Raw genomic sequence first — 22,950 nt, 5'->3', positions numbered from 1 at the left:
AAGTGCTTTAAGGTATCTGTAAAAGTTTATGGGTTTGCAAGCTCAGCTTCCACTTGGGATTGCGCTTGCAGGTCTCGATGGCGAGACGGGTGTTGTGTTCGCCCAGCGGGCCGTCCATCGGCTGCACGAAAAAGTTCTCGAAATCGAGATGTTCGTAGGCGCCCAGGTCCTGCCTGGTCTGCGGAATGACCACTTTGAGCTCATTGCCCTTTTCCACGACCAGCTTCGAACCCATCTTGGGGCTGACGCAGATCCAGTCGACACCGGGCGGCACCGGCAAGGTGCCATTGGTTTCGATGGCGATCTCGAAGCCGGCCGCGTGCATGGCGTCGATCAAGGGCGCGTCCAGTTGCAACAAGGGCTCGCCGCCGGTGAAGACCACGTATTTGCTGTGCGGGTAAGAGGCCGGCCACAGGCTGTCGATCAGCGCGGCCAGGGCGTCGCCGTTGGCAAACTTGCCACCACGTTCGCCATCGGTGCCGACAAAATCGGTGTCGCAAAAGGTGCAGATGGCGCTGGCGCGGTCGCTTTCGCGCCCGGTCCACAGGTTGCAGCCCGAAAAACGACAAAAGACGGCGGGACGACCCGCGTGCGCGCCCTCTCCCTGCAGGGTGTAAAAAATCTCTTTGATGCTGTAAGTCACGTGATTGTCCTAATTCTCAACCCTCCATTATAGCAAGGTCGCGTAGTGCAACCGGAAATCACCAAAAATGATGCCGTTACGACAGAAACGTTCCCAATTGAAATAGAGTTGATCGGAGACAATATCACTGGTGATGACGGAGAGTAACTTGATCAGAGTCAGCTTGGACTTGCCAGCTTGTCTTATCAGATTTCTCGGAAGGTTTTTATGCACATCACGCCCACCGCCCTCCTCGCCCTGTTCTGGATACTGCTTATCGGCTGGGGCTTTTACGCCTTGCTGCAACGCCACCTGCGCCTCGACGACCAATTGACCGACACCGAAGCGCAACTGGCCATCGAACGGCACGCGCGCGCCGTGGCCGAACTGGCGCTCGCCAACACCCATTTGTCGCTGTGCCAGGCGACCAAGCAGCAGGAAAGCGTGCGCGAAAGCGAACGCCAGCGCATCGCGCGCGACATCCATGACGACCTTGGCCAGAATCTGCTGGCGCTCAAGATCGACCTGCAACTGATGCACGTCAGTACCACCGGCGCCCATCCCCTGATCACGCAAAAGATCGATGGCATGATCGGCAACCTCGACAACACGATCAAGTCGCTGCGCGCCATCATTTACGATCTGCGCCCGATCGTGCTGGAAGCGGGTTTCCAGAGCGCGATGGAGTGGCAATTGAGCGAATTTACGCGCATGCACGGCATCCGCCACGCCTTCACGGCCGACGCCGACGCGCTCCATGCGCCCGAGGACGCCGAACGCGACGCCATGCTGTACCGCATCGCGCAGGAGGCGCTGTCGAACGTGGCGCGCCATGCGCATGCCACCGAGGTCGACATCAAGCTGCAGCGCTTCGGCGACATGCTCACCTTGCGCGTACAGGACAACGGGGTCGGCATGGTGCAGCATGGCAACGGACGCGGCTGCGGCCTGCCGGGCATGCGGGAACGGGTGCGCGCCATTGGCGGCTGCTTTGCCATCGACAGCCTGCCCGGCAGCGGCGTGGTGCTGTCGGTGTCGATCCCCTTGACGGTTGCGTTTGCCGCACACTGAAGCACGATCATCCTCACCCTTGTGCTTTATCAATAGAAACGCAGTGCGCCACAGGCAAAATTAAGTCTTGTCGGCAGTCAACACTTTGCCGTCAAGAATTTGTCGGGAACTATCTAACAGGGGCGGCACATGATGAGCACGACGACAGTCCAGAGCGCGACGGCGCAGGCCGCACCGGAACAGGGCCGCGCGTTTGCCTACAAGCTCATGGAGATGCTGGCCGTTCCCGCGTTTGTGCTGGACAACGAGCGGCGGGTGATCATCTGGAACCGTGCCTGCGAGCGCCTGACCGGGGTTGCGGCGGAGGAAGTGCTGGGCACCCGCGATCACTGGCAGAGTTTTTACCAGGAAGCGCGCCCGACCCTGGCCGACCTGGTGGCGCAAGATCGGGGCGACGAGCTCGACTCGCTGTATCCGCAGGCAGCCAAAAGCCGCCACGTGGACGGCCAGTTGGCGGCGGAAAGCTGGTGCGACATGCCGCGCTTCGGCGAGCGACGCTACCTGTCGGTCGACGCCATCCCGATCTTTGGCGAGCACGGCAAGCTCGAAGCGGTGGTGCAGACCCTGCGCGACATCACCGACGAAAAAGCGTCCCAGGTTGCGCTTGAACAATTGGCCACGCTCGACGGACTGACCGGCCTGGCCAACCGCCGTTGCTTCGACAATACCCTCAGCGCCGAGTGGTCGCGCGCGCTGCGCCAGCAGCAGCCGCTATCGTTGTTGATGGTCGATGTCGACAATTTTAAGGCTTACAACGATGCCAACGGGCATCTGGGCGGCGATGAATGCCTCAAGCGCATCGCCGCAGCCGTGTCGAGAGAAATGCGGGCCAACGATCTGGTGGCGCGTTACGGTGGCGAGGAATTTGCCGTGATCTTGCCGAACCAGTCGCTCAAGGGTGCGGCCATCGTTGCCGAGCGCATCCGCTGCCGGGTCGAGCAGCTCAAGGTGCCCAACGGACGCGGCGCCAATGAACACGTCACGGTGAGCATTGGCGCGGCCACCGCGATTGCCTCGTCCAACAGCACCGCCTGCCAGCTGGTGGCGACGGCGGACGCGGCGCTCTACCGCGCCAAGCACATGGGCCGCAACCGGATCAGCCTGCCAGCGACCGAGCCCGACATCATCGCTGGCGCCCGGCAGGACGGCCAGGGCGCGCTGAGCGTGCGCTGAGTTTGCGTCCACGGCGGTGCCTGCCGCCGTGCCTACCGCGGTGCCTACCGCCGTGCCTACCGCCGTGCCTACCGCCGTGGACATGCCCACACCGGTGTATGCACAAATTTCCGCTGTTCTTTCTGTCCCGATTCTTTTATCCTGCGGCTACTATTTTTAGCCTCAGGAGACAATGTGTCCAAACTCATTCCGATCAGCCTGCTTGCCCTGCCCGCGTTCGCCATGAACGCGCTGGCGGCCGCGCCAGCCACGCCAGCCGGCAAAGCCGATGTGCTGCCCTTCAAAGCCACCGAAAAAACCCTGGCCAACGGCCTGAAAATCATCGTCGTCCCGACCGGCTTCCCCAACCTGGTGTCGGTACAGATCCCTGTACAGACCGGCTCGCGCAACGAGATCGAGCCGGGCAAGTCGGGCTTCGCGCACTTTTTCGAACACATGATGTTTCGCGGCACCAAAGCCTATCCGCCTGAAAAATACCAGGACGTCATCACCAAGTCCGGCGCGCGCCAGAACGCCTACACCAGCGACGACCTGACCAATTACCACACCACCTTCGCCAAGGAAGACCTCGAAACCATCCTCAAGGTCGAAGCCGACCGCTTCCAGAGCCTGTCGTACGGTGAAGATGCATTCAAGACCGAATCGCGCGCCGTGCTGGGCGAATACAACAAGAACAGCGCCAATCCGATGTCCAAGCTGTTCGAAGTGCAGCGCGACGCCGCCTACACCACGCATACCTACAAGCACACCACGATGGGCTTCATCAAGGACATCGAGGACATGCCGAACCAGTATGCCTACTCGAAAGTGTTTTTTGACCGCTGGTATCGCCCGGAGCGCACCACCGTGATCATCGCCGGCGACGTCGAGCCGCAAAAGGCCATCGCCCTGGTCGAGAAATACTGGAGCAAATGGCAGAAAGGCAGCTACAAGAGCGAGGTACCGGCCGAGCCGGCGCCGACCGGCGCACTCTACAAGCATGTCGCATGGCCGACCCAGACCTTGCCGTTCGTCACGGTGGGTTTCCGCGCACCGGCGTTTTCCGACACCGCCAAGGACCACGCCGCACTGTCGATGTTGCTCTCGCTCTCGTTCGGCCGCACCTCCCCGCTCTACAAGCGGCTGGTACAGGATGAACAGAAAGTCGACCAGTTCAGCGATTACACGCCTGGCCGGGTCGACCCGAGCCTGGCGACCATCATCGCCCGCGTGAAAAAGCTGGAAGACACCGTCTATGTGCGCGACCAGATCATGCAGGCCATCGCGCAGTTGCGCAACGTACCGGTCACCGCGCAGGCGCTGGCCGATGCCAAGTCGGCCCAAAAATACGGCCTGATCCGCTCGCTCGACAATACCGAGCAGATCGCCGGCACCCTGGCCTCCTACGTGCATTACAACCGTTCCTACGGCACGCTGAACCAGTTCTACCGCGTCACCGACAGCCTGACCCCGGCCGACCTGCTGGCGGCGGCGCGCAAGTACCTGGTCGATGACGGCATGATCGTCACCACCCTGTCGAACCAGGCCCTGCCGGAATCGATGGCGAGCCTGCCGAAGCTGGCGACGCTGGCCGCGAGTGGGACGAACAGTTTGCCAGCTGATGCTTTGCCGCAAGCGACGGAAACCCAGGCCAAGCCGGTGCTGGCGGCCGGCGCCGAAGCCAAGGTAGACGTACTGGTGCAAAAATCGGCGCTGCCCCAGATCCGCTTCAAGCTGTTGTTCGCCGCCGGTTCGGCGCACGATCCGAAAGGCAAGGAAGGCCTGGCGGCGCTGACCGCGATGATGGTGGCCTCGGCCGGATCGAGCGAGCGCAAGATCGACGAAGTGAGCAAGGCCCTGTTCCCGCTGGCCGGCTCGTTCACCGAGCAGACCGACAAGGAAATGACCACCTTCACCGGATCGATCCACAAGGATAACTGGAACAAATACATGGCCGTGGCCATGCCGCAACTGGTCACGCCGGGCTTTCGCGAGGAAGATTTCCGCCGCCTCAAGGATTCGCTCAAGAACGCCCTGCTGGTCGACCTGAAGGACAACAACGAAGAAGAACTGGGCAAGGAACGCCTGCAAACCAATGTGTTCGCCGGCACGCCGTACGACCATCCGGTCCTTGGCACGGCCAAAGGGATCGATGCGATCACCCTCGACGACGTCAAGGATTTCTACAAGAAGGCCTACACCCAGGGATCGGTGCGGGTGGGCATCTCGGGCGATGTGTCGGACGAGATGACGGCCGCGCTCAAGCAGGCGCTGGCCAGGCTGCCGGCCGGCCCGGGCTTGCCGGTCACCACGGCGCCGCTGGCAAAGATGCCAAACGGCCTGGAAGTGGAGATCGTCGAGAAAAACACGCGCGCGACCGCCCTGTCGTTCGGTTTGCCGATCGAGGTGCGCCGTGGCCATCCGGACTTCCCGGCGCTGTGGTTGGCTAAAACCTTCCTTGGCGAACACCGCGCCTCGAATGCCTACCTGTACCAGCGCATCCGCGAACTGCGCGGCATGAATTATGGCGACTACACCTATATCGAAGCCTTCCCGCGTGGCATGTTCCAGTTCTTCCCGAACCCGAACGTCGGCCGCAAGGGCCAGTTGTTCGAAGTGTGGATCCGCCCGGTCGCGCCGGAGAACGCCCACCTCGCGCTGCGTATCGCGCTTACCGAGCTCGAGAAGGTGATCCAGCAGGGCCTGACCGAGGAGCAGTTCCAGATCACGCGCGGCTACCTGATGAAAAACGTGTTCGTGATGACCGCCACGCAGGATCAGTACCTTGGTTACGCGCTCGACTCGCAATGGTACGGCACGCCCGAGTTCACCAAAATGATGCGCGATGGCCTGGCCAAGTTGACCCTGGCCGACCTGAACGCGGCCATCAAGAAGCACCTGTCGACCAAGAACCTGTCGCTCGTGTTCATCACCAAGGATGCCGCTGGACTGAAAGAGAAACTGGTGAGCGATGCGGTGTCGACGATCAAGTACGACGGCAACAAGCCGCAGAGCTTGCTCGATGAAGACAAGGTCATCGGCAGCATGAAGCTCAACATCAAGCCGGAAGCCGTCAGGATCACGCCGGCCAGTGCCGTGTTTGCCGAGTAGACGCAGCACGAAGCCGTGCGCTGACAAGCCGTGCGCTGACGCGGATCGCCAGCCCGTCGTTCCCGCGTAGGCGGGAACCCAAGTCATTTGAGCCCCTCATGGCTACGCAACGAACTTGGGTTCCCGCCTACGCGGGAACGACGGGCTTGAGGCATCGCGAGAAGTCGTTCCTGCCAAGTGGCAGGAGCGCCGACGTAGCTGCGGCGCTTGTTCCTACGACGTCATGCGCTCCCAGCCATGCCTGATCGCAGCCTTCATCTTTTCCCAGGTCGAGCCAGGATTACGCGCCTCCCAATCGCTGCGCAGCCCGGGTTCGATTTCTTCCCACGGACGCCCCCGATACAGCTCGCTGCCAGCCATGCTGGTGCCGTAGCGGTACGCCGGCGCATAATCGTCGTAACTGCCGCCCTCGCGCGCGAAATTGCTGGTCCAGTGACCGCGGAAGTAAGCGTCATCGTCCGGTGCAAGCCGCTCGATGTCCACTTCGGTATGGCGCAGCGTGTCGTTGATCTGCTCCTGCCGCTGCGTCACTTCCTTGCCGACGATAACTTCCTCCACCATGCGGGCGGATTTTTCGACGACCGCTTCTTCCGCCGTTTCGCGCAGCTCGATGGTGTTTTCCTGGAAGGCGGCAATGTCGGCCGGATCGACCAATTTGTCCACTGCGCGCCGCTGCACATTGACGTGCTCTTCGCGCAGGCCGATGCTCTCGCTGACCGGGGTTTCGACAATGCGCTGGTAAATCCGCACCCCGCCGCGCTGCACCTCGCGCTTGCCGACCTTCAGTTCTTCCTGGATCACGGGAATGGCCGTGGTGTCGGCCGCACGCTGCTGCGATGCGCCCATGGCCGAGCCTTGCGCGCTGCCGCCGCCCACACTGCCACCCTGCGACGCGCCGGGCGTCGACTGCTGCGACATGGCCTGCCCGCGCATGGCGTCACCGCCCTGCATCGCGCCCTGCCACAGGCCGGCATGCTCGTCGATATCGATCGGACTGTGGCGTTCGACGATGTCGGCGGCGCGCTCGACCTCATGCTCGGTCGTGGTCGTGACGGTCAGCACGTAATGCCCGCGTTCCATCGCCTCGGAATACATCTGCGCATGCTCGCTGCGCTCGCCGCCGAACAGGTCGGTAAAGAAGTGCTTGATGCTCGATCCGAACGATTCGTCGCCGGCGCCTTCGACCCGGCCGCCGGGCGCATCCACGCCGGGCGCATCCACGCCGGGCGCATCCGGATCGCCATCGCTCAAACGCACATCCTGGCGTGAATACCCCGACCCGACCAGGTCGTCGAGCGCCTGCACGGCATCGCCGCGATTGTCAAATACCGCTACCAGTGTGTGTTCCATGATGACTTCCTCCATGTTGTTGAACTCGCTTGAACTCGCTTACTTGTGAGGGCCTTCGTCGAACCGTTCGACGACGATGTCTTCTTCGCGCAGCATGACGGTCCCGGCTTGGGTACGGGTGCGCGCGATGCGCGTGATGTGGACTTCTTCCTTGATGCGCACGCGCCGCTCGGTCACCAGCACTTCTTCGAGTACCGGCACGATCAGCGTGTCGCCCTCCTGGCGCGCCACTGGCGCCTCGGACAGGGGTACGATCTTGTCGACGCTGACATGCCTGACGTCGAGCTCGTCGTAGAGCAGCGTTTCGTCGACCTGATGGGGATGTTCGCTGACCGTTTTGTGAATCCGCACGCCGCGCCCGGTGTCGACGACGCGCGTTCCCACCCGCAGTTCCTCGCGGTGCAGCGGCACGCTGAGCGTGTCGCCGCCTGGCTCGACAGAGGATTCGGCATTGTCTGTTGCCATGAAGTTCGCTCCCCAAAAAACGCCGCAGCAGGAGCCGTTGAGAGTACCGCAAAGCGCGCCGACCCTGCGCACCATTGACCTTCCTCAAGTTTTGATCGCCTGCGGCGTCGATGGCGGCGCGCACGAAGACGATGTGCGCCGATCGCGTAGCATGACGCCAGGTCCGGCATCACAGCACGGCCCGGGTCAATTAGAATGGTTCGTTGAGATGGCTCGGCGCGTGCCTTTTCCGGCGCGGTCCGACTATCAGACTGCGCTTAGTTGAAGGGATTATCCACGTCGCCCACCGCCGGCGGCGGCAATTCGGCCGGCAGCTTCATCCCTTCCAGCTTGGCGACGATGTCACCGAGCAGCGCGTGCAGCTTGCGCGCGTGCTCCAGGCCGACCTCGTCGGCGGTCAGGTCGACGTCGCCACTGATGGTGATCCGGTCGAGCCGGTTTTCGATCATCAGCTTGCCAACCGCGAGCACGTCAGCCTCGTTCGTGTACGGTACAAAACCCTGTTTCTTGCCACTCATTGCATCTCCTTGAAATATCAAAACGGCCAACGGCGCGATTTCTTCTGTTTCGGCTGCGGCAGGTCCAGCATGGCCGACTTTTGCCGCGCGCTCAGCGACGGCATCAGGTTGATGCCGATCTTCTCTTCGAGCTCGGCAATCGTCATCACATCCAGCTCGTCGGTGGAACGGTTTTCCACGATCCATGCCGCGCCCGCCTTCTGGCCCGGACTATACACCGCCTTGTACAAATGACTCGGCACGAGCACATTGCCCACTTTCTGCAAACGCTTGCCGATGAAGGCCGGCCCGGTGATCACATACAAGGTGCCTTCTTTCCTGACCAGGTCGCGCACGCGCCCTTCCAGTCCGGCCCACAGATGGCGGTTGTTGTCGGCATCCTGCGGCACCATGTTCGCCAGCGTAAAACTTTCGTGCTGGGTCTGGCGATCCGGCATGTTGCCGTTGGGCGCCATGTGGCCACGGTCGAAGCCGCTGCGGGCGTAGTCGGACAGCTCGGCGCGCTGCGACGGCGACAGGCGTTCCTCGGCGTGGAAGGAATCGTCGCGCGAGAGTTTCTTGGCCAGCTTCAGGTTTGCCGGAAGCAGGCGCTCGGCCGACCACAGCGGCGTGCGCGTGATCCCGGAATGCATCACGCCGAATACGCCGTAGCATAATTCGGTCGTCGCCTTGGCCAGCTTGGCATTGCGGATCTCGGGCAGGCGCCCATCCATATAGTGTGCGGGACAGCCACCGGCAAACGCGCTGCCGGCTGCCAGCAAGGTCCATCCGAGGACGATGCCGGCCAGTGTTTTCTGAATCATGTTTTCCAAAACCAAAATAGTCGAGCGACGCATTCTAGCGGAGCGTGCCCGCCAAGCGAAGCAGTCGTTCAGCTAATTTTGCAAGACTGGCGCGCAGCTGGTCCGGCGCGCGCACCGCGAAGTCGAACGGCAGGCCCGCGAGGTGGCCGGCGAACCAGTCGAGGTCGTCGGTGGTGCAGCGCAGCAGCACGCCATCGGGGGCTTGGTCGAACACCCCGAGCGCGCCATGGAAATGCGCGCTGGCCGTTTTCAGGTCGGTGTGCAGCAGCACTTCGACCGCGTGTTCGCGTTGCATCACAGCCAGCGACTGGTTCAGGTAGCCGAGCGCGTCAAAGCCGGTCGGGCGCGCGAACGAGACCGGGCGCGGCTCGACTTTGACGATGCGGTCGATCCTGAACGAGCGCATCCCGGCGCGCAGGTGGCACAGGCCGGTCACGTACCAGCAGCCGCCGCGAAACGCCAGGCCGTAGGCATCGAAATCACGCTCGGTTTCGCCGCCGTCGGGCGCGCGGTAACGCAGGCACACGCGCTGCTGCGCCAGCGCCGCCGAACTGAGCGTGACGAGGGCGTCGTTGTCCCTCGGCGCCACCGCGCGGATCATGTCGAGCCGCACGGTTTCGTCGATGGCGCGCACGCGCCGCTTCAGGTTGGCCGGCATGATGCGTTCGAGCTTGGCCTGGGCGCTGGCCACCGCCGGCGCGGCTTCGGCAAAGCCCAGGCTGCGCGCGGCGAGCAGGCCGATCGCCAGGGCCAGCGCTTCATCGTTGGTAAACATCATCGGCGGCAACTTGAAGCCGGCCATCAGCGCATAGCCGCCGTGGCGCCCGCGCTCGGTCGTGATGGGAATGCCCATCTCTTCGAGCGTGACGATGTAGCGGCGCAAGGTGCGCGGATCGACCGCCAGCCGCGCCGACATCTCGACGCCGCTCAGGCGGCCATGGGTTTGCAGCAGTTCCAGCACTGCCAGCACGCGGGTGGTTGGATGGTACATGACGCAACGATAGCAGATTAACAGGGCGCAATCTGCCCTGATGCGGCGCTAATCTGCGCCCTGTCGATGTTGACCACCAACCGAAAGCGAGCCCGCCATGCCCTTCCCCACCCTGAACCATGCAATCGACCTGTCGGCGCGGCCGGCATGAGCGCGCACGCCAACCTGTGGCTGTACTTTGTGGTCGTGTTCGGCATCATCGCCCTGCCCGGCCTCGACATGGCGTTTGTCATGGGCAGCGCCGTGCTGGGCGGCCGGCGCGCCGGCCTGGCGGCGGTGGCCGGCATCGTCTGCGGCGGCGTGTGCCACCTGGCGATGAGTGCGCTGGGCGTGGCCGCGCTGCTGCGGCTGTGGCCGGCCCTGTTCAATGCGATGCTGGGCTCGGGCGCGCTGTACACGGCGTGGATCGGCTGGTGCATCCTGCGCGCCGGCGGCGGCTTTGTGCAACACCTGCCGGGCAAGGCTTGCGGGATGGGCGCCACCTTCCGGCGCGGGCTCGTCACCAGCCTGCTCAACCCCAAGGCCTACCTGTTCATGCTGGCCATTTTTCCGCAATTTCTCAGGCCCGGACCGGAGCCGCTGTGGACCCAGGCCGCGCTGCTGGGCGCCATCACCGCCTTGACCCAGGCCGGCATCTACGGCGCGCTGGCATGGCTGGGCGGCGGCGCCGGGCGCTGGCTGGAAGTGCGGCCGGGTGCGGCCACCCTGCTCGCGCGCGCCATGGGCGTGCTGCTGATCGTGCTGGCGGCGCTGAGCGCGGCGCAACTGGTACGCAATCTGTTGTGAGCTGGCCCGGCGCATGGAGTGTTGCTGTATTGATACGTAAGAACATCACAATGATGCATGCTTGATAAGCAAAGTCGACTAGAATACGGGTTTTGGACCGCGTTGGCTTAGCTTGGCGCAATGGATTCTTGTACATCATGGTGCCCCAACCGATACCCGAAGAATTGCGTCGCTTCCTGCTGACCAGTATTGCCTCCGTTCCCCACCTGGAGGCGCTGCTGCTGTTGCGCAACAGCGCGCCTCAGGACTGGTCCGTGCAAACCGTGGCCGAGCGGCTCTACATCGGCGACAAGCTGGCCGCGAGCGTGCTGGCGGACCTGTCGCGCGCGGGCATGACAGTCACCTTGCGCCACGAAGGCAGCGCGCCGGTGTTCCGCTACCAGCCGGCCACGGCGGCGCTGGGCCAGGTGATCGATGCCCTGGCCGACCTGTACGCGCGGCGCCTGGTCGAGGTGACCCATCTGATTCATTCTAAGCTCGAGCGCAAGGCCCAGCAGTTTGCCGATGCGTTCACCTGGCGAAAGGAATCGTAATGGCGGCGGCGATTTATGGCCTTTGCATGCTCACCGCGCTGGCCTGCGCCTGGCTATTGCTGGCCAGCTATGCGCGTACCGGGCATCGCCTGCTGTTCTGGAGCGGCCTGTGCTTTTGCGGCATGACCCTGAACAACCTGATCCTGATCCTCGACAAGCTGGTGTTCCCCGCCATGGACTTGCTGACCCTGCGCCTGGTGACGGCGCTGATCTCGGTATCCCTGCTGCTGTACGGGCTGATTGACGAGAAGGAGTGAGAGATGAGTAAAACATGGAGCACGCCATGGATCTGATGCTGGCCGGCGCCGGCGCCATGGGTTCGGTGGTGATCGGCCTGTTTTTCCTGCGCTTCTGGCGCACCTCGGGCGACCGCTTTTTTATGTATTTTGCGCTGTCGTTCCTGATCGAAGGCGCGCACCGCATCTACGCCAGCCTGACGCCCGGCATGAGCGAAGATTCGCCCTTCCACTTCCTGCTGCGCCTGCTGTCGTATTGCCTGATCCTGTGGGCGATCGCATGCAAGAACTGGCCCCGCAAAAAGGCGGTCGAATAAGGCGGCATGGTCTGAACTTTCGTCCGGGGGATGTCTCTAACTGACTTTATCGCAAGCCAAAGGAGCCATCATGCCAGCCAGTGACAGCAACAGCGACATGCCCGACACCGGTCCGCCTGTTCACCCGCCACCGGGCGCCGACCCCGGCGCGGCGGACGTTCGCTCCGCATCATTGCTGCCGGCCGGGGACGACGAGACTGACGAGCGCTTTGCGGTCGCCGAAGAAGTCAGCCTCGACCAGCAATCCGACCAGGCCCGCCGGGTCGGGGCCTTGCCGCCCGACCCGGCGCCGCAGGCCGACCTTGCCGGCGCCGTGGCCGCCACCTTGTCGCCGGACGAAAGCGCGCAGCCCCCGCCGGTCGCCGGCGCGCCCGCCCCATCCCGATCGCGCGCCTGAGCCGCAAGGCAATGCCTTTACGCAAAGTGCCTCCCCCCGGGTACCGGCAAGGAGCAGTCGCGACAGGCCGAATGGGATCGCTGCATCCGCAGCCGGTCCGTTGCTGTCATGCCTACACCCATGGAGGCGTTCGATTGACTTTCGGAGAATGACCCGCCAATATTGACAAACTGTCTTCCACCACCGAAAAGGACGCAATGCCGATCTCCTCCGTTCCCGACACGACCATCGCCACGGAGCGGATTGCACGATGAGGGCAAGCAATTGTGCGAGCATTTTGTTGGTCGACCAGCACGATGCCGCCAGCGACGCACTGGCGCAGCTTCTGCGCGAGCTGGGCCATGTGCCTGTACGGCTCGACGCGCACGCGGCGACATCCCATTCCGCCAGTGCCGAGCTTGCCCTGATCATCGTGGACGCCGGCGCGAAGCCTGCCGCCGCCGCCGCGAGCGCGCACGCCACCGGGGTGATCGACCTGGTGCAGCGCTTGCGCGCCACGCCCGGCCTGGCCGGCATCGCCCTGATCGTCATTGCGCCGGAAGGCGATCCCTCCTTCCCTTTTGCGCAAGCGTACGCGGCCGGCGCCATCGATGTGCTGCCCAGCCCGGTGCTGGCGGCGGCGCTCAAGGCCAAGCTCGCCTTCCTGATCGACGCGCACCACACCGCCACGCGCCAGCGCCGTAGCGACACCGACCTGCGCGAGGCCCGCGCCCGCCTCGAAATCACCCTGGCCGCCGCCGAACTGGCCACCTGGACCTGGGATGTCGCGGCCAACCGCGTGACCGCCGACGCCGCCATGGCGCGCCTGTTCAATATCTCGCCCGAGATCGCCGCCGGCGGGCCGGTGCAGAACTACCTGGACGCGCTCCACCCTGACGACCTGGCCCACGCCACGGCGCGCATCGAAGCGGCCCTCGCCAGCGGCGAACCGTACGATCTTGAGTATCGGGTGCGCGCCAGCGACGGCCTGTACCACCACGTGATCGCGCGTGGCGAGGTGCTCGCCGACGTATCCGGCGCCGGCCAGCACCTGCGCGGCGTGGTCCTCGACATTACGCGCCAGAAGCAGGCCGAAGCGCAGCTCGGCGCCAGCGAAGAGCGCTACCGCACCCTGTTCGATTCGATCGACACCGGCGTATGCATCATCGACGTCCTGTTCGAGGGCGACACCGCGGTCGACTACCGCTTCATCGAAATCAACCCGGCCTTCGTCAAGCACACCGGCCTGACGGACGCCGTCGGCAAGACCGTGCGCGAGCTGGTGCCCGGCCACGACCGCCACTGGTTCACCATGTATGGCCAGGTCGCCACCACCGGCGTGCCGGTGCGCTTCGTCGACGAAGCGCGCGCCATGCATCGCTGGTTCGATGTGTACGCCACGCGCGTGGGCGGGCCGGCCAGCCGCCAGGTGGCGGTGTTGTTTACCGATATCAGCGAACGGGTCGCGGCCGACGCCGAATTGCGCCGCCTGGCAGCCGACCTGTCCGAAGCCGACCGCCGCAAGACCGAATTTTTGGCGACGCTGGCCCACGAACTGCGCAATCCGCTCGCGCCGATCCGCAGCGGCCTGCAGGTGCTGCGCCTGAACGCCGGCAACGCCAAGGTGGTCGCGCGCGTGCAGGACATCATGGACCGCCAGCTCGACCACATGGTGGCGCTGGTGGACGACCTGCTCGACGTGGCGCGCATCACGCGCGGCCAGATCGCGCTCAAGCCCGAGTGGACCAGCGTGCAGCAGGTCGTCGCCGGGGCCGTCGAAACCAGCCGTCCGCTCATCGATGCTAGTGTCCCGAGTTAGAAATTCGTTGAATAAATATGGCGACAATCGCACCGATACTGCGTCACAAATGCTCGCCAGGCCTCGGCCTGTCTGCGCTTTGTTCCTTGTCTCGTTACGATTTCACCACATTTAATCATCAACGAATTTCTAACTCGGAACACTAGCGGGCATGACTTACGTGTCGAGGTGCCCGAGCGGCCGCTGGCGCTGTACGCCGACCCGAACCGGGTGCGCCAGATCCTCAACAACCTGCTCAACAACGCCGCCAGGTACACGCCGCAGGGCGGCCGCATCACCTTGTCCGCGCGCCAGGAAGGCGACGACGTGCTCCTGGCGGTGAGCGACAACGGGATCGGCATCGCGCCGGATCAGCTTGCCGCCGTGTTCGACATGTTCACCCAGGTCGGGCGCACGGCCCATCATGCGGGCGGGCTGGGCATCGGCTTGTCGCTGGTGCGCAGCCTGGCCGAGCAGCATGGCGGCCAGGCCGGCGCCGCCAGCGCCGGCCTGGGCAATGGCAGCGTGTTCAGCGTGCGCCTGCCGCTGGCCCCGCCCGGGGCGCCGGCCGCCACGCCCGCGCCGGGCAAGGCCGGGCGCCCCGCCAGCGCCGATGTGGCCCTGCGTGTGATGGTGGTCGATGACAATGTCGACGCCGCCGCTACCCTGGCCGAGCTGCTGGCGCTGATCGGGCATGTGGTCGACGTCGCCAACGACGGCCCGACCGCGCTGCACATGGCGGCCCGGCGCCATCCGCAGGTGATGTTCCTCGACATCGGCATGCCCGGCATGGATGGCTACCAGCTGGCGCAGGCGCTGCGCCAGGATGCGCGCCATGCCGGCGTGCTGCTGGTGGCGCTGACCGGCTGGGGCAGCGCCGACGACCGCGAGCGCACCCGCGCCGCGGGCTTCGATGTGCATCTGACCAAGCCGGTCGAGCTCGGCGCCCTGGCCGACTTGCTGGCGCGCCATGCGCAGCTTGCCGGACTTGACGCGGCCGTGGCGTCCTGAGGCGGCGCGCACCGTCGGCGCGAGCGGCTACCAGTCCAGGGTTACCAGCAGTTTCCCCATGCGAGGCCAGCACAGCCGGGTCAGCTCGCTGCGCGCGGCCCAGCGGAAGCCATCCGTTTCCGGGGTCGGCTCGCCGGTCACCGGATGCGGAAAGAAACTCGTGCACACCAGGTGCGCCAGGCTGCTCAAGTCGGCCCCGGCGCGCACCCGGTACAAGTGCAGCCGTTTGTCGCTGCGATAGGCAAACCCGCCCAGGTCCTCGAAGCGCTCCGGCGCAAAGGCGATGCCCGCTTCCTCGCGCAGTTCGCGCATGGCCGACGCCAGGGTGGTCTCGCCCGGGTCCTGCATGCCTTTCGGAATGTCCCAACTCGGCGTGTTGGTCACGTGGCACAGCAGTAACTGACCGGCCGGATTGACCACCAGGGTGCCGCACGACACCGTCTGGATTCGTTTTGGCGCGCTCATGCGGCCAGCCCGCGCAAGCCGGCAATGCCGCTGTTCATGGCTGCTCCATGGCGGGCGATGACCCGGGGCGCGCGGCCGCCGCCAGCACGCTGTTCAGGGCGGTGATGTCGACCGGCTTGGTCAGGTGGCGGTCGAACCCGGCCTGCTGCGACATGGCGACGTCGGCGCGCGCGCCCCAGCCGGTCAGGGCCACCAGCAACATGCCTTCGAGCCCGCTGGTGGCGCGGATCGCGCGCGCCAGCTGGTGCCCGCTCATGCCGGGCAGGCCGATATCGAGAAAGGCCAGGTGCGGGCGGAACGCGGCCGCCAGCACCAGGCCCTGTTCGCCGTCGACCGCCACCCGGGTGCTGTGGCCGAGCGCTTCGAGCAAGGTCGACAGGCTGGCGCCGGCGTCGACGTTATCGTCCACCACCAGCACCCGCAGCGCGCCGGGGGCGGCGCCGCACGGCGCCAGCGACGCCACGGCTGGCGCATTGCCCAGGTGCAGCGGCAGGCGCACGGTGAAGGTGCTGCCCTGGTCGCGCCCGGCGCTGGTGGCGCTGACGCTGCCGCCGTGCAGCTCGACCAGGCGGCGCACCAGCGACAGCCCGATCCCCAGCCCGCCCTGCGAGCGGTCGAGGTTGCGCCCGACCTGGGTGAACATGTCGAACAGGGTGCCGATGTCTTCCTGCGCAATGCCGACCCCGTTGTCATGCACCGACAGCAGCGCGTCGTCCCCTTCGCGCAGCGCGCGCAGCACGATGCGCCCGCCGGCCGGGGTGTACTTGGCGGCGTTGTTGAGCAGGTTGCTGAGCACCTGGACGATGCGGGTCACATCGACCTCGAGCGGCAGCGCTTCGGGCGCCACCTCGATACTGAGCGTGTGGCCCCCGGCGTTGAGCGCCGCCATGCTCGTTTCGACCGCCATCGCGGCCAGGGTGGCGACGTCGCTCGCTTCGCGCTTGAGTTCGATCTTGCCGCGCGTGATGCGCGCCACGTCCAGCAAGTCGTTGACCAGGTGAATCAAATGACCGAGCTGGCGGTCCATCATGTCGTGCACCTTGGCCATGTTGGGGGCGCCGGGCGCCGCCATGCGGATCAGGTCGAGCCCGGTGCGGATGGGCGCCAGCGGGTTGCGCAACTCGTGCGCCAGGGTCGCCAAAAACTCGGACTTGCGGCGGTCGGCCTCGGCCAGGTCGGCCGCCACCCGGCGCAGTTCGTCCTCGGCCTGCTTTTGCGCCGTGATGTCGCGCATGATCGAGGCCAGGCCGATATTCTGGCCGTCGTCGTCGAACACGGCAAAGCCCTTGTAATAGATGGGCAGGATCGCGCCGCTTTGGAAGTTGCGCATGCGCAGTTCACCTTCCCAGCGCGCTTGCCTGCCGCGCACGGCCGGCAACACCACCGCCTCGACAAAGGCCTGGCAGTCGGGCGCGAAAAAGTCGCCAATGCGATACTCGCCCAGGGCGGCATCGGGTGCGAGCCCCGCCAGCCGGCGCCCGGCCGGGTTGACGTAGCTGGTGCGCGCTTCCGAACTGGCGATGCCGATGAAGTCGGACGATTGCGCCGCCACCGCCGCCAGGCGGCGCATGCCTTCCTCGGCGCGCTGGGAGCGCTGGCGCGACTCGCCCAGTTGCAGTTCGGACATTTCCAGCTGCTCGGCGGCAAGGCGTTCGGACGTGGCGTCCCGGAAAATCTTGGCGTAGCCGCGCAGTTTGTCGGCCTCGTCGCGCAGCGGCACCATCACGCCATCGGCAAAGAAGCGGGTGCCGTCGCGCCGCACGTGCCAGCGCTTGTCGTCGGCGCGCCCGGTTTCGCGCGCCGTGCGCATTTCGTGCTCGGGCACGCCGGCGGCGCGGTCTTCCGGGGTAAAGATGATGGCGCTCGGCTCGCCGCAAGCCTTGGCCGCGAACCAGCCCGTGATGGTTTCGGCGCCGCCCTCCCATTCGGTGACGATGCCATCGGTATCGGTGCCGATGAAGGCGTAATCGCGGGTGTTGTCGAGAATGAGGCGAATCCGTTCGTCGCGCGTGCGGAGCGCTTCGAGGTGGGTCGCCTGCGCATGCAGGGCGATCTCGGCGGTTTTGCGGTAGAGGTCGATGAAAAACGCCACCTTGGCGCGCAGGATCACCGGGCTGATCGGCTTGGTCAGGTAATCGACCGCGCCCAGCGCGTAGGCTTGCTCCATGTGCGCGCGGTCGTCGCCGAGGGCGGTCAGGAAAATGATCGGCAGCGTGCGCGAGCGCGGATGGCTGCGGATCAACGCGGCGGCTTCGAAGCCGCTCATGGTCGGCATGTGCACATCCATCAGCACCACGGCGAATTCGCGCACCAGCAGTTCGCGCAGCGCCTGTTCCCCTGAGGAAACGCTGACCAGCACCTCGTCGAGTTCGGCCAGCACGGCTTCGAGCACGTGCAGGTTGGCGCTCTGGTCGTCCACCAGCAGGATATTGATTCTGCCTTTGTTCGCGGCCTTGGGCGTGCTGTTCTCGTTGAGCATTGGGTGTCCGATGTGCCTCGTGGCGATCGCCCAGGTCAAGAGCGCAATGTAGGCCGAGGATGAATAAAAGTCAATTGTGCAAGAACTAAAAAATATTTTTGAAGTCCGGGAACTTGGGGTGATTGCCCCTCTCCAAGCCTATTTACACCTTTATAAGGTGGGGGTATCGCATGCCTGAACGATTCCTGGCGTCCGCATTGCCGCAGCACGAAGCCGCCGAGCTATACCGGCTGATGGTGGTCGGCATCCGCGAGGTGGCTGTCTTCCTCATGGACCCTGACGGTTACATCACCGTGTGGAGCCGCGGCGCGCAGGACATGAAGGGCTATACCGCCGACGAGGCGATCGGCAGCCATCTCGCGCTCCTGTACACCGACGAGGACCGCGCACGCGGCTGGCCGCGCCACAACCTGGCCAAGGCCGCGGAAAACGGCTTCTACAGCGAGGAAACCTGGCGCAAGCGCAAGGACGGCAGCCTGTTCTGGGCCCACATCGCCCTCACCGCCCTGCGCGGCGACGACAATCGGCTGCTGGGCTTTTCCAAGCTCACCATCGACCTGACCCGCCACAAGCTGCTCGAATCATGCACGAAAGAAAAACAGGAAATCGACCTGATCCTTCGCGCGGCCCAGGCCGGCACCTGGAAGTGGGATGTCGCCAGCGGCCAGGTCGAACTGTCGCGCCACCTGCGCGAACTGCTGGGCTACGATGGCGAGCCGGCACAGCTCGACTTCGACGCCTGGCTCGGGCTCGTCCACCCCGACGAGCGCGCGCGCTTTCGCAGCCTGCTCGAAGACACCTGCCGCGACCCCTTGACGGCGCCCATCGAAACCGAGCTGCGCCTCATGCGCCGCGACGGCCACTGCCAATGGTTCTTCCTGCGCGCCAACTGGCACCGCAGCATCGAGGATGGTCCGATGCAGTTACTCGGCGCCTGTGTCGGCATCGACAACCTCAAGCTGGCCGAACTGGAAAAGGAACGCCTGGTGTCGCAGTTGCGCCAGGAACGCTCGCGTTTTTCCGACATCCTCGAACAGATGCCCTCGGGCGTGGTGATGGCCGACGTGCCGTCCGGGCGCCTGACTTACCAGAACCGGGCCGCCGCGCGCATGATGGGACGCGATTTCTCCGGGGTCGACTCCTACCACGACTACCGCGACTATGTTTTCGTGGACGCCCACGGCGCCCGCATCGCCTCGGAAGACTTGCCGCTCGCGCGCACCGTGCGCGAGCAGGACGGGCCGCGCACCGAGGCCCTGATTTACGAACGCGCCGACGGCGAGCGCCTGCATATCGACGTCACCAGCGCCGCCATCGTCGACAGCGATGGCGTGGCGCGGGTCGCCATTGCGGTGCTGCACGATGTCAGCGCGCTCAAGCACATGGAACTGGCCGCCGCCGCCGAAAAGGAACGCGCCCTGGTCACCCTGGCGGCCCTCACCGACGGCGTGGTGACGGCCGACCGCGGCGGCGCCATCATGACCGTCAATCCGGCCGCCGAGCGCATGCTCGGGGTCAGCGAGGCGGCCGCGCGCGGGCTGCGCTTTCGCGACGTGCTGCACATCGACGAAGCGGCGTGCGCCGACGCCACCTTCGCCGCCATCGAGCGCTGCCTGGACCAGAAGCAGACCGTGGACGGCTTGCCGCACGCCACCCTGGTGTCGCACGATGGCGCCCGTTTCGCGGTCGAGAACGCGGTAGCCCCGGTGATCCTCGATAACGGCGAGCTGATCGGCGCGGTGCTGATCATGCACGACGTCACCGAATCGAAGCGCCTGCTGCGCCGCCTCGGCTTCGAGGCCAGCCACGACGCGCTTACCGGCCTGGTCAACCGGCGCGAATTCGAACTGCGCCTGCAACGCGCCATCGAACGGGCGCAGCATGCGGGCGGGGCCTGCGCGGCCTTGCTGTACATGGACCTGGACCAGTTCAAGGTGGTCAACGATACCTGCGGGCACCAGGCCGGCGACGAACTGCTCAAGCGCCTGGCCACCACCTACAGCGAGCACGTGCGCGAACGCGATACCCTGGCGCGCATTGGCGGCGACGAGTTTGCCCTCATCATCGAGCATTGCGACGTCGACCAGGCAATGGCGGTGGCGCAAAAGATCCTCGAGGCCACGCGCACCTTCCGCTATGTGTGCAAGGGGCGCGCCTTCCAGCTCGGCGTGTCGATCGGCCTGACCCCGATCGACGGCGGCACCATCAACGTCGAGGAAGCCATGCGGCGCGCCGACCATGCCTGCTACATCGCCAAGGACCGCGGGCGCAACCGCATTTATGTGCATTACAAGGGCGACCTCGACTTTGCCCAGCGGCGCAGCGACATGCACTGGGTCACGCGCCTGACGCACGCCTTCCAGAACGACCAGTTGCAACTGTACTACCAGCCGATCCTGCCGCTCGACGATGGCGACGGCCCGCGCCACTACGAAATCCTGCTGCGCATGCGCAACGGCCGCAACGGACCGATCGGGCCAGGCATCTTCCTGCCGGCCGCCGAGCGCTACGATGTGATCGTCAAGATCGACCGCTGGGTGCTGACGCGCACCCTGGAATGGCTGGCAAGCAACCCCGACCATACCGACACCCTGGAAATGTGCAGCATCAACCTGTCGCGCCGCTCGCTGGGCGACCCCAGCTTTCACAAATTCGCGGCCGATTTGATCGATGCCTCGGCAGTACCGGCCAGCAAGCTGTGTTTTGAAATCACCGAAAACGGTGCGATTGCCGATATGCAAAAGACAATTTCCTTCATCGAAGCGCTGTCGGCGCGCGGATGCCGCTTTTCGCTCGATGATTTCGGCACCGGGATGACGTCCTTTTCATATTTGAAGCAATTGCCGGTCAATTACATCAAGATCGATGGGTCCTTCATCCAGATGATGTCGACCAGCGAGGTCGATTTTGAAATGGTGCGGTTTACCAACGACATCAGCCACATGATGGGGCGCAAGACGATTGCCGAATACGTGACCGACTCGGCCATTTTGGCGAGCCTGAAAGCGATCGGGGTCGACTTTGCCCAGGGTTACTGGGTCGGCAAGCCGCGCCCGCTGACACCGTGAGCTGGCGCGCACCGGGACGACGCGGATCGGTATATAGTTGGTAGACTCGGCTCCGTCGTTCCCGCGCAGGCGGGAACCCAAGTTTGTCGAGCCGCCGATGGCAGTACGAACTTGGGTTCCCGCCAAGGGGGCCGCCCAGGCCGGGAACGACGGAGCATAAGTCAATGGAATGAATGCACACGGCGCAGCGCCAGTGTCGGTACCATCCAGCAAAGGCCCCACCATGGCAGATACGCCCACCTCCGAGCATGGCGCCGGCGGCGAACTTCCCTTCCTCACGCTGTGGTATCGCTTCCTGTTCTTCGACTGGCTGTTCGCCGACCCGGGCGCGGCGCGCAATGTGTTCGAGCGGCACGCGGCGCTGCGGCACAACCGCGCCATGTGCCGCCACTTCCCGACTTACCTGCGGCGCTGGTCGGCGCTGACCCTGTTCGGCTTCGGCATGGGCTGCCTGTTCGAACGCGCCCACCAGGCGAGCCTGTGGCCGGCCTGGTTTTTCACCTGCGCCTGCCTGAGCATGACCGGCATGGTGGTGATGCTGGTCGCCTGGGCTTGCCTGGCCAATGCCAGGGTGCAATAAGCTTACGCTTGCCAGGCGCGCGCTTCGATCGGCTGGCCATCTTCACCGAAGCGCAGCGCCACCGACGTCGAGGTGATCCCCAGCGAGGCGAGCGCATCGCACAGATCGTCCACCTCGCCCCGCAGGTCGGCGGCCACGTCGAGCGGCTTTTCGAGCGAGGCCAGCAACACGCCGGCCGCATCGCTCAGGTTGACCCGCATCACCATCTCGTCTTCCACCGCGGCCGGACCGACCATGGCGCGCACCTCGGCCCCCGCCACCCCGCGCTCTTCCAGCGCCGCGTTGACGTCGCTGATCATTTGCAGCATGGCCAGTTCGGCCACGCCCTGCTCCTTGGCGCCGTAGAACAGGTCCTGGTACAGAAAGTGCAGCTCGAGCGAGGCCGGGTCAAGGGCCAGGCAGCGCTTGACCAGCGGTCCCGCCGCCACGGTCCAGGCGCGGTAACGCGCCATGCGCGCGTCGAACCAGGCCTCGGCCGCTTCTTCGCCTTCCGGCGCGGCGTAAAACGGATCGTCGGCGCGCTTCATCGCAAAGCCGAGCAGGAAGCGCAGTTCGACCGCCGTGTCGGCGGGGCCGAAGTGGGTGTCGGCCCAGCCGGTCATGCTGCGTTCGAGCGCCGGGCGCGCCACCAGTTTTTTCTCGGTCATCGAGCCGGCCGCGTCGCGCACCATGTCGTTCAGGTGGCTGTAGGTGATGGCATCGACTTCGTCCAGGTCGTAGGCGTGGCTGATCATCACCACCGTGGCCTGGGGACTCTCCAGGCCGCCCTGCTTGATGCTCTCGACCAACTGGTCGAAGGCATCGCCATCGTTGAAGCCTTCCGCTTCCTTCAGCCCGCCCGTGCTGTGCACGAAGACCGGCAGGGCAAAGGCGTTGATTTCCATCTCCGGGCCATTCTCGCGCCGCAGGGTGACGGCGCCGGCCGCTTCCTCGATCCGCTCGCGCAGCAACTGGTAGGCCACCGCATCGGTGTAGCGCGCGCGCTCGATGGCGCCGTACAGCACGTCGTCGTTCTTCTTGCGCAAGGCGTTGCGCACCAGCCGTGCCAGCTCGACGTCGCGCAGGGCGATGGCGGTGGCATCGCCTTCTTCACTGGCGACGGCCAGCGCAAGGTCGGCCAGTTGCTGGGCCAGCACATCGTCATCCTCCTGCGGCGGGATGGCGGACTTGCGGGGGACGGGGCGCTTGTTTTTGGGCATGGGAAGGCAGATCGGTGGC

Annotated in this window: 21 protein-coding genes; 12 read left to right on the top strand and 9 right to left on the bottom strand. The window is 65.1% G+C overall.

Annotated elements, in window-relative coordinates; all coding sequences use genetic code 11:
- Window positions 1-7 precede the first annotated feature (7 nt).
- Window positions 8-643 (bottom strand): 7-carboxy-7-deazaguanine synthase, encoded by a 636-nt coding sequence (queE, locus tag F0185_RS20345; RefSeq protein WP_167227510.1) that lies wholly within the window; start codon window positions 641-643, stop codon window positions 8-10.
- 207 nt (window positions 644-850) lie between these two features.
- Between queE and F0185_RS20340 the strand changes: the two genes are divergently transcribed.
- From F0185_RS20340 to F0185_RS20330, 3 genes are all read left to right on the top strand, one after another.
- Window positions 851-1,693 carry a sensor histidine kinase gene (locus F0185_RS20340; RefSeq protein WP_167227509.1) on the top strand — a complete coding sequence of 281 codons (843 nt, stop codon included), beginning with the start codon at window positions 851-853 and terminating at the stop codon, window positions 1,691-1,693.
- Window positions 1,694-1,822: 129 nt separating this feature from the next.
- Window positions 1,823-2,866, top strand: coding sequence for a sensor domain-containing diguanylate cyclase (locus F0185_RS20335; RefSeq protein WP_370664041.1), 1,044 nt, complete (start codon window positions 1,823-1,825; stop codon window positions 2,864-2,866).
- Window positions 2,867-3,040: 174 nt separating this feature from the next.
- A complete protein-coding gene (locus tag F0185_RS20330; protein WP_370664040.1) occupies window positions 3,041-5,956 on the top strand; it encodes a M16 family metallopeptidase in 2,916 nt (971 codons plus the stop codon).
- A gap of 213 nt (window positions 5,957-6,169) precedes the next feature.
- Here the strand turns inward: F0185_RS20330 and F0185_RS20325 are convergent, their stop codons facing one another.
- The 5 genes from F0185_RS20325 to F0185_RS20305 form a co-directional block, all read right to left on the bottom strand.
- Window positions 6,170-7,306: a YsnF/AvaK domain-containing protein gene (locus F0185_RS20325; RefSeq protein WP_167227507.1), complete on the bottom strand. Its 1,137-nt coding sequence runs from the start codon at window positions 7,304-7,306 to the stop codon at window positions 6,170-6,172.
- 39 nt (window positions 7,307-7,345) lie between these two features.
- Window positions 7,346-7,771 (bottom strand): YsnF/AvaK domain-containing protein, encoded by a 426-nt coding sequence (locus F0185_RS20320; protein WP_229477107.1) that lies wholly within the window; start codon window positions 7,769-7,771, stop codon window positions 7,346-7,348.
- A 257-nt stretch (window positions 7,772-8,028) separates the two neighbouring features.
- Window positions 8,029-8,289, bottom strand: a complete 261-nt coding sequence (locus F0185_RS20315) for a hypothetical protein (protein WP_167227506.1) — start codon at window positions 8,287-8,289, stop codon at window positions 8,029-8,031.
- Window positions 8,290-8,306: 17 nt separating this feature from the next.
- Window positions 8,307-9,092 (bottom strand): DNA/RNA non-specific endonuclease, encoded by a 786-nt coding sequence (locus F0185_RS20310; protein WP_167227504.1) that lies wholly within the window; start codon window positions 9,090-9,092, stop codon window positions 8,307-8,309.
- Between the two features lie 34 nt (window positions 9,093-9,126).
- Complete coding sequence (locus tag F0185_RS20305) at window positions 9,127-10,083, bottom strand: helix-turn-helix transcriptional regulator (protein WP_167227502.1); 957 nt, start codon at window positions 10,081-10,083, stop codon at window positions 9,127-9,129.
- Window positions 10,084-10,230: 147 nt separating this feature from the next.
- Here F0185_RS20305 and F0185_RS20300 point away from each other — a divergent pair, with 147 nt between their 5' ends.
- The 7 genes from F0185_RS20300 (at window position 10,231) to F0185_RS20270 (ending at window position 15,140) form a co-directional block, all read left to right on the top strand.
- A complete protein-coding gene (locus tag F0185_RS20300; RefSeq protein WP_167227500.1) occupies window positions 10,231-10,869 on the top strand; it encodes a LysE family translocator in 639 nt (212 codons plus the stop codon).
- Window positions 10,870-11,006: 137 nt separating this feature from the next.
- Window positions 11,007-11,402, top strand: a complete 396-nt coding sequence (locus tag F0185_RS20295) for a hypothetical protein (RefSeq protein ID WP_167227498.1) — start codon at window positions 11,007-11,009, stop codon at window positions 11,400-11,402.
- Window positions 11,402-11,659 (top strand): DUF5985 family protein, encoded by a 258-nt coding sequence (locus tag F0185_RS20290; RefSeq protein ID WP_167227496.1) that lies wholly within the window; start codon window positions 11,402-11,404, stop codon window positions 11,657-11,659. The genes F0185_RS20295 and F0185_RS20290 overlap by 1 nt, the downstream gene beginning before the upstream one ends.
- Window positions 11,660-11,685: 26 nt before the next feature.
- On the top strand, window positions 11,686-11,955 hold the full coding sequence (locus tag F0185_RS20285) for a DUF5985 family protein (RefSeq protein WP_167227494.1): 270 nt from the start codon (window positions 11,686-11,688) through the stop codon (window positions 11,953-11,955).
- Window positions 11,956-12,025: 70 nt separating this feature from the next.
- The gene (locus F0185_RS20280) at window positions 12,026-12,352 is read left to right on the top strand and encodes a hypothetical protein (RefSeq protein ID WP_167227492.1); all 327 of its coding nucleotides are present in this window, start codon (window positions 12,026-12,028) and stop codon (window positions 12,350-12,352) included.
- A 250-nt stretch (window positions 12,353-12,602) separates the two neighbouring features.
- Entirely contained in the window at window positions 12,603-14,150 is a 1,548-nt protein-coding gene (locus F0185_RS34915) for a PAS domain-containing protein (protein WP_167227490.1), read from the top strand.
- 168 nt (window positions 14,151-14,318) lie between these two features.
- Entirely contained in the window at window positions 14,319-15,140 is an 822-nt protein-coding gene (locus F0185_RS20270; RefSeq protein ID WP_167227488.1) for a hybrid sensor histidine kinase/response regulator, read from the top strand.
- A gap of 27 nt (window positions 15,141-15,167) precedes the next feature.
- Here F0185_RS20270 and F0185_RS20265 read toward each other — a convergent pair whose 3' ends face one another.
- Window positions 15,168-15,605 (bottom strand): NUDIX hydrolase, encoded by a 438-nt coding sequence (locus F0185_RS20265; RefSeq protein ID WP_166893449.1) that lies wholly within the window; start codon window positions 15,603-15,605, stop codon window positions 15,168-15,170.
- A 34-nt stretch (window positions 15,606-15,639) separates the two neighbouring features.
- Window positions 15,640-18,084: a hybrid sensor histidine kinase/response regulator gene (locus F0185_RS20260; RefSeq protein ID WP_167227486.1), complete on the bottom strand. Its 2,445-nt coding sequence runs from the start codon at window positions 18,082-18,084 to the stop codon at window positions 15,640-15,642.
- Window positions 18,085-18,254: 170 nt separating this feature from the next.
- On the opposite strand from F0185_RS20260, the gene F0185_RS20255 reads away from it, so the two are divergent.
- Both F0185_RS20255 and F0185_RS20250 read left to right on the top strand, forming a co-directional pair.
- Complete coding sequence (locus F0185_RS20255; protein ID WP_167227484.1) at window positions 18,255-21,152, top strand: bifunctional diguanylate cyclase/phosphodiesterase; 2,898 nt, start codon at window positions 18,255-18,257, stop codon at window positions 21,150-21,152.
- Between the two features lie 223 nt (window positions 21,153-21,375).
- Complete coding sequence (locus tag F0185_RS20250; RefSeq protein WP_167227482.1) at window positions 21,376-21,732, top strand: hypothetical protein; 357 nt, start codon at window positions 21,376-21,378, stop codon at window positions 21,730-21,732.
- Between the two features lie 2 nt (window positions 21,733-21,734).
- Here F0185_RS20250 and F0185_RS20245 read toward each other — a convergent pair whose 3' ends face one another.
- Window positions 21,735-22,931: a DUF2863 family protein gene (locus tag F0185_RS20245; RefSeq protein ID WP_167227480.1), complete on the bottom strand. Its 1,197-nt coding sequence runs from the start codon at window positions 22,929-22,931 to the stop codon at window positions 21,735-21,737.
- Between the last annotated feature and the right edge of the window lie 19 nt (window positions 22,932-22,950).

This window comes from Massilia rubra, assembly GCF_011682065.1.
Classification (GTDB): Bacteria; Pseudomonadota; Gammaproteobacteria; order Burkholderiales; family Burkholderiaceae_D; genus Telluria_A; species Telluria_A rubra.
This window is presented reverse-complemented; position numbering and strand designations above follow the sequence as displayed.

What these genes read in the sequence shown, in the direction of transcription:
- F0185_RS20315 (WP_167227506.1), bottom strand. Translation starts at nt 8,289, where the DNA reads ATGAGTGGCAAGAAACAGGGTTTTGTACCGTACACGAACGAGGCTGAC.
- F0185_RS20295 (WP_167227498.1), top strand. Translation starts at nt 11,007, where the DNA reads ATGGTGCCCCAACCGATACCCGAAGAATTGCGTCGCTTCCTGCTGACC.
- F0185_RS20290 (WP_167227496.1), top strand. Translation starts at nt 11,402, where the DNA reads ATGGCGGCGGCGATTTATGGCCTTTGCATGCTCACCGCGCTGGCCTGC.
- F0185_RS20265 (WP_166893449.1), bottom strand. Translation starts at nt 15,605, where the DNA reads ATGAGCGCGCCAAAACGAATCCAGACGGTGTCGTGCGGCACCCTGGTG.
- F0185_RS20245 (WP_167227480.1), bottom strand. Translation starts at nt 22,931, where the DNA reads ATGCCCAAAAACAAGCGCCCCGTCCCCCGCAAGTCCGCCATCCCGCCG.
- F0185_RS20325 (WP_167227507.1), bottom strand. Translation starts at nt 7,306, where the DNA reads ATGGAACACACACTGGTAGCGGTATTTGACAATCGCGGCGATGCCGTG.
- F0185_RS20335 (WP_370664041.1), top strand. Translation starts at nt 1,823, where the DNA reads ATGATGAGCACGACGACAGTCCAGAGCGCGACGGCGCAGGCCGCACCG.
- F0185_RS20305 (WP_167227502.1), bottom strand. Translation starts at nt 10,083, where the DNA reads ATGTACCATCCAACCACCCGCGTGCTGGCAGTGCTGGAACTGCTGCAA.
- F0185_RS20255 (WP_167227484.1), top strand. Translation starts at nt 18,255, where the DNA reads ATGCCTGAACGATTCCTGGCGTCCGCATTGCCGCAGCACGAAGCCGCC.
- F0185_RS20310 (WP_167227504.1), bottom strand. Translation starts at nt 9,092, where the DNA reads ATGATTCAGAAAACACTGGCCGGCATCGTCCTCGGATGGACCTTGCTG.
- F0185_RS20260 (WP_167227486.1), bottom strand. Translation starts at nt 18,084, where the DNA reads ATGCTCAACGAGAACAGCACGCCCAAGGCCGCGAACAAAGGCAGAATC.
- F0185_RS20340 (WP_167227509.1), top strand. Translation starts at nt 851, where the DNA reads ATGCACATCACGCCCACCGCCCTCCTCGCCCTGTTCTGGATACTGCTT.
- F0185_RS20300 (WP_167227500.1), top strand. Translation starts at nt 10,231, where the DNA reads ATGAGCGCGCACGCCAACCTGTGGCTGTACTTTGTGGTCGTGTTCGGC.
- F0185_RS20250 (WP_167227482.1), top strand. Translation starts at nt 21,376, where the DNA reads ATGGCAGATACGCCCACCTCCGAGCATGGCGCCGGCGGCGAACTTCCC.
- F0185_RS20280 (WP_167227492.1), top strand. Translation starts at nt 12,026, where the DNA reads ATGCCAGCCAGTGACAGCAACAGCGACATGCCCGACACCGGTCCGCCT.
- F0185_RS20320 (WP_229477107.1), bottom strand. Translation starts at nt 7,771, where the DNA reads ATGGCAACAGACAATGCCGAATCCTCTGTCGAGCCAGGCGGCGACACG.
- F0185_RS34915 (WP_167227490.1), top strand. Translation starts at nt 12,603, where the DNA reads ATGAGGGCAAGCAATTGTGCGAGCATTTTGTTGGTCGACCAGCACGAT.
- F0185_RS20285 (WP_167227494.1), top strand. Translation starts at nt 11,686, where the DNA reads ATGGATCTGATGCTGGCCGGCGCCGGCGCCATGGGTTCGGTGGTGATC.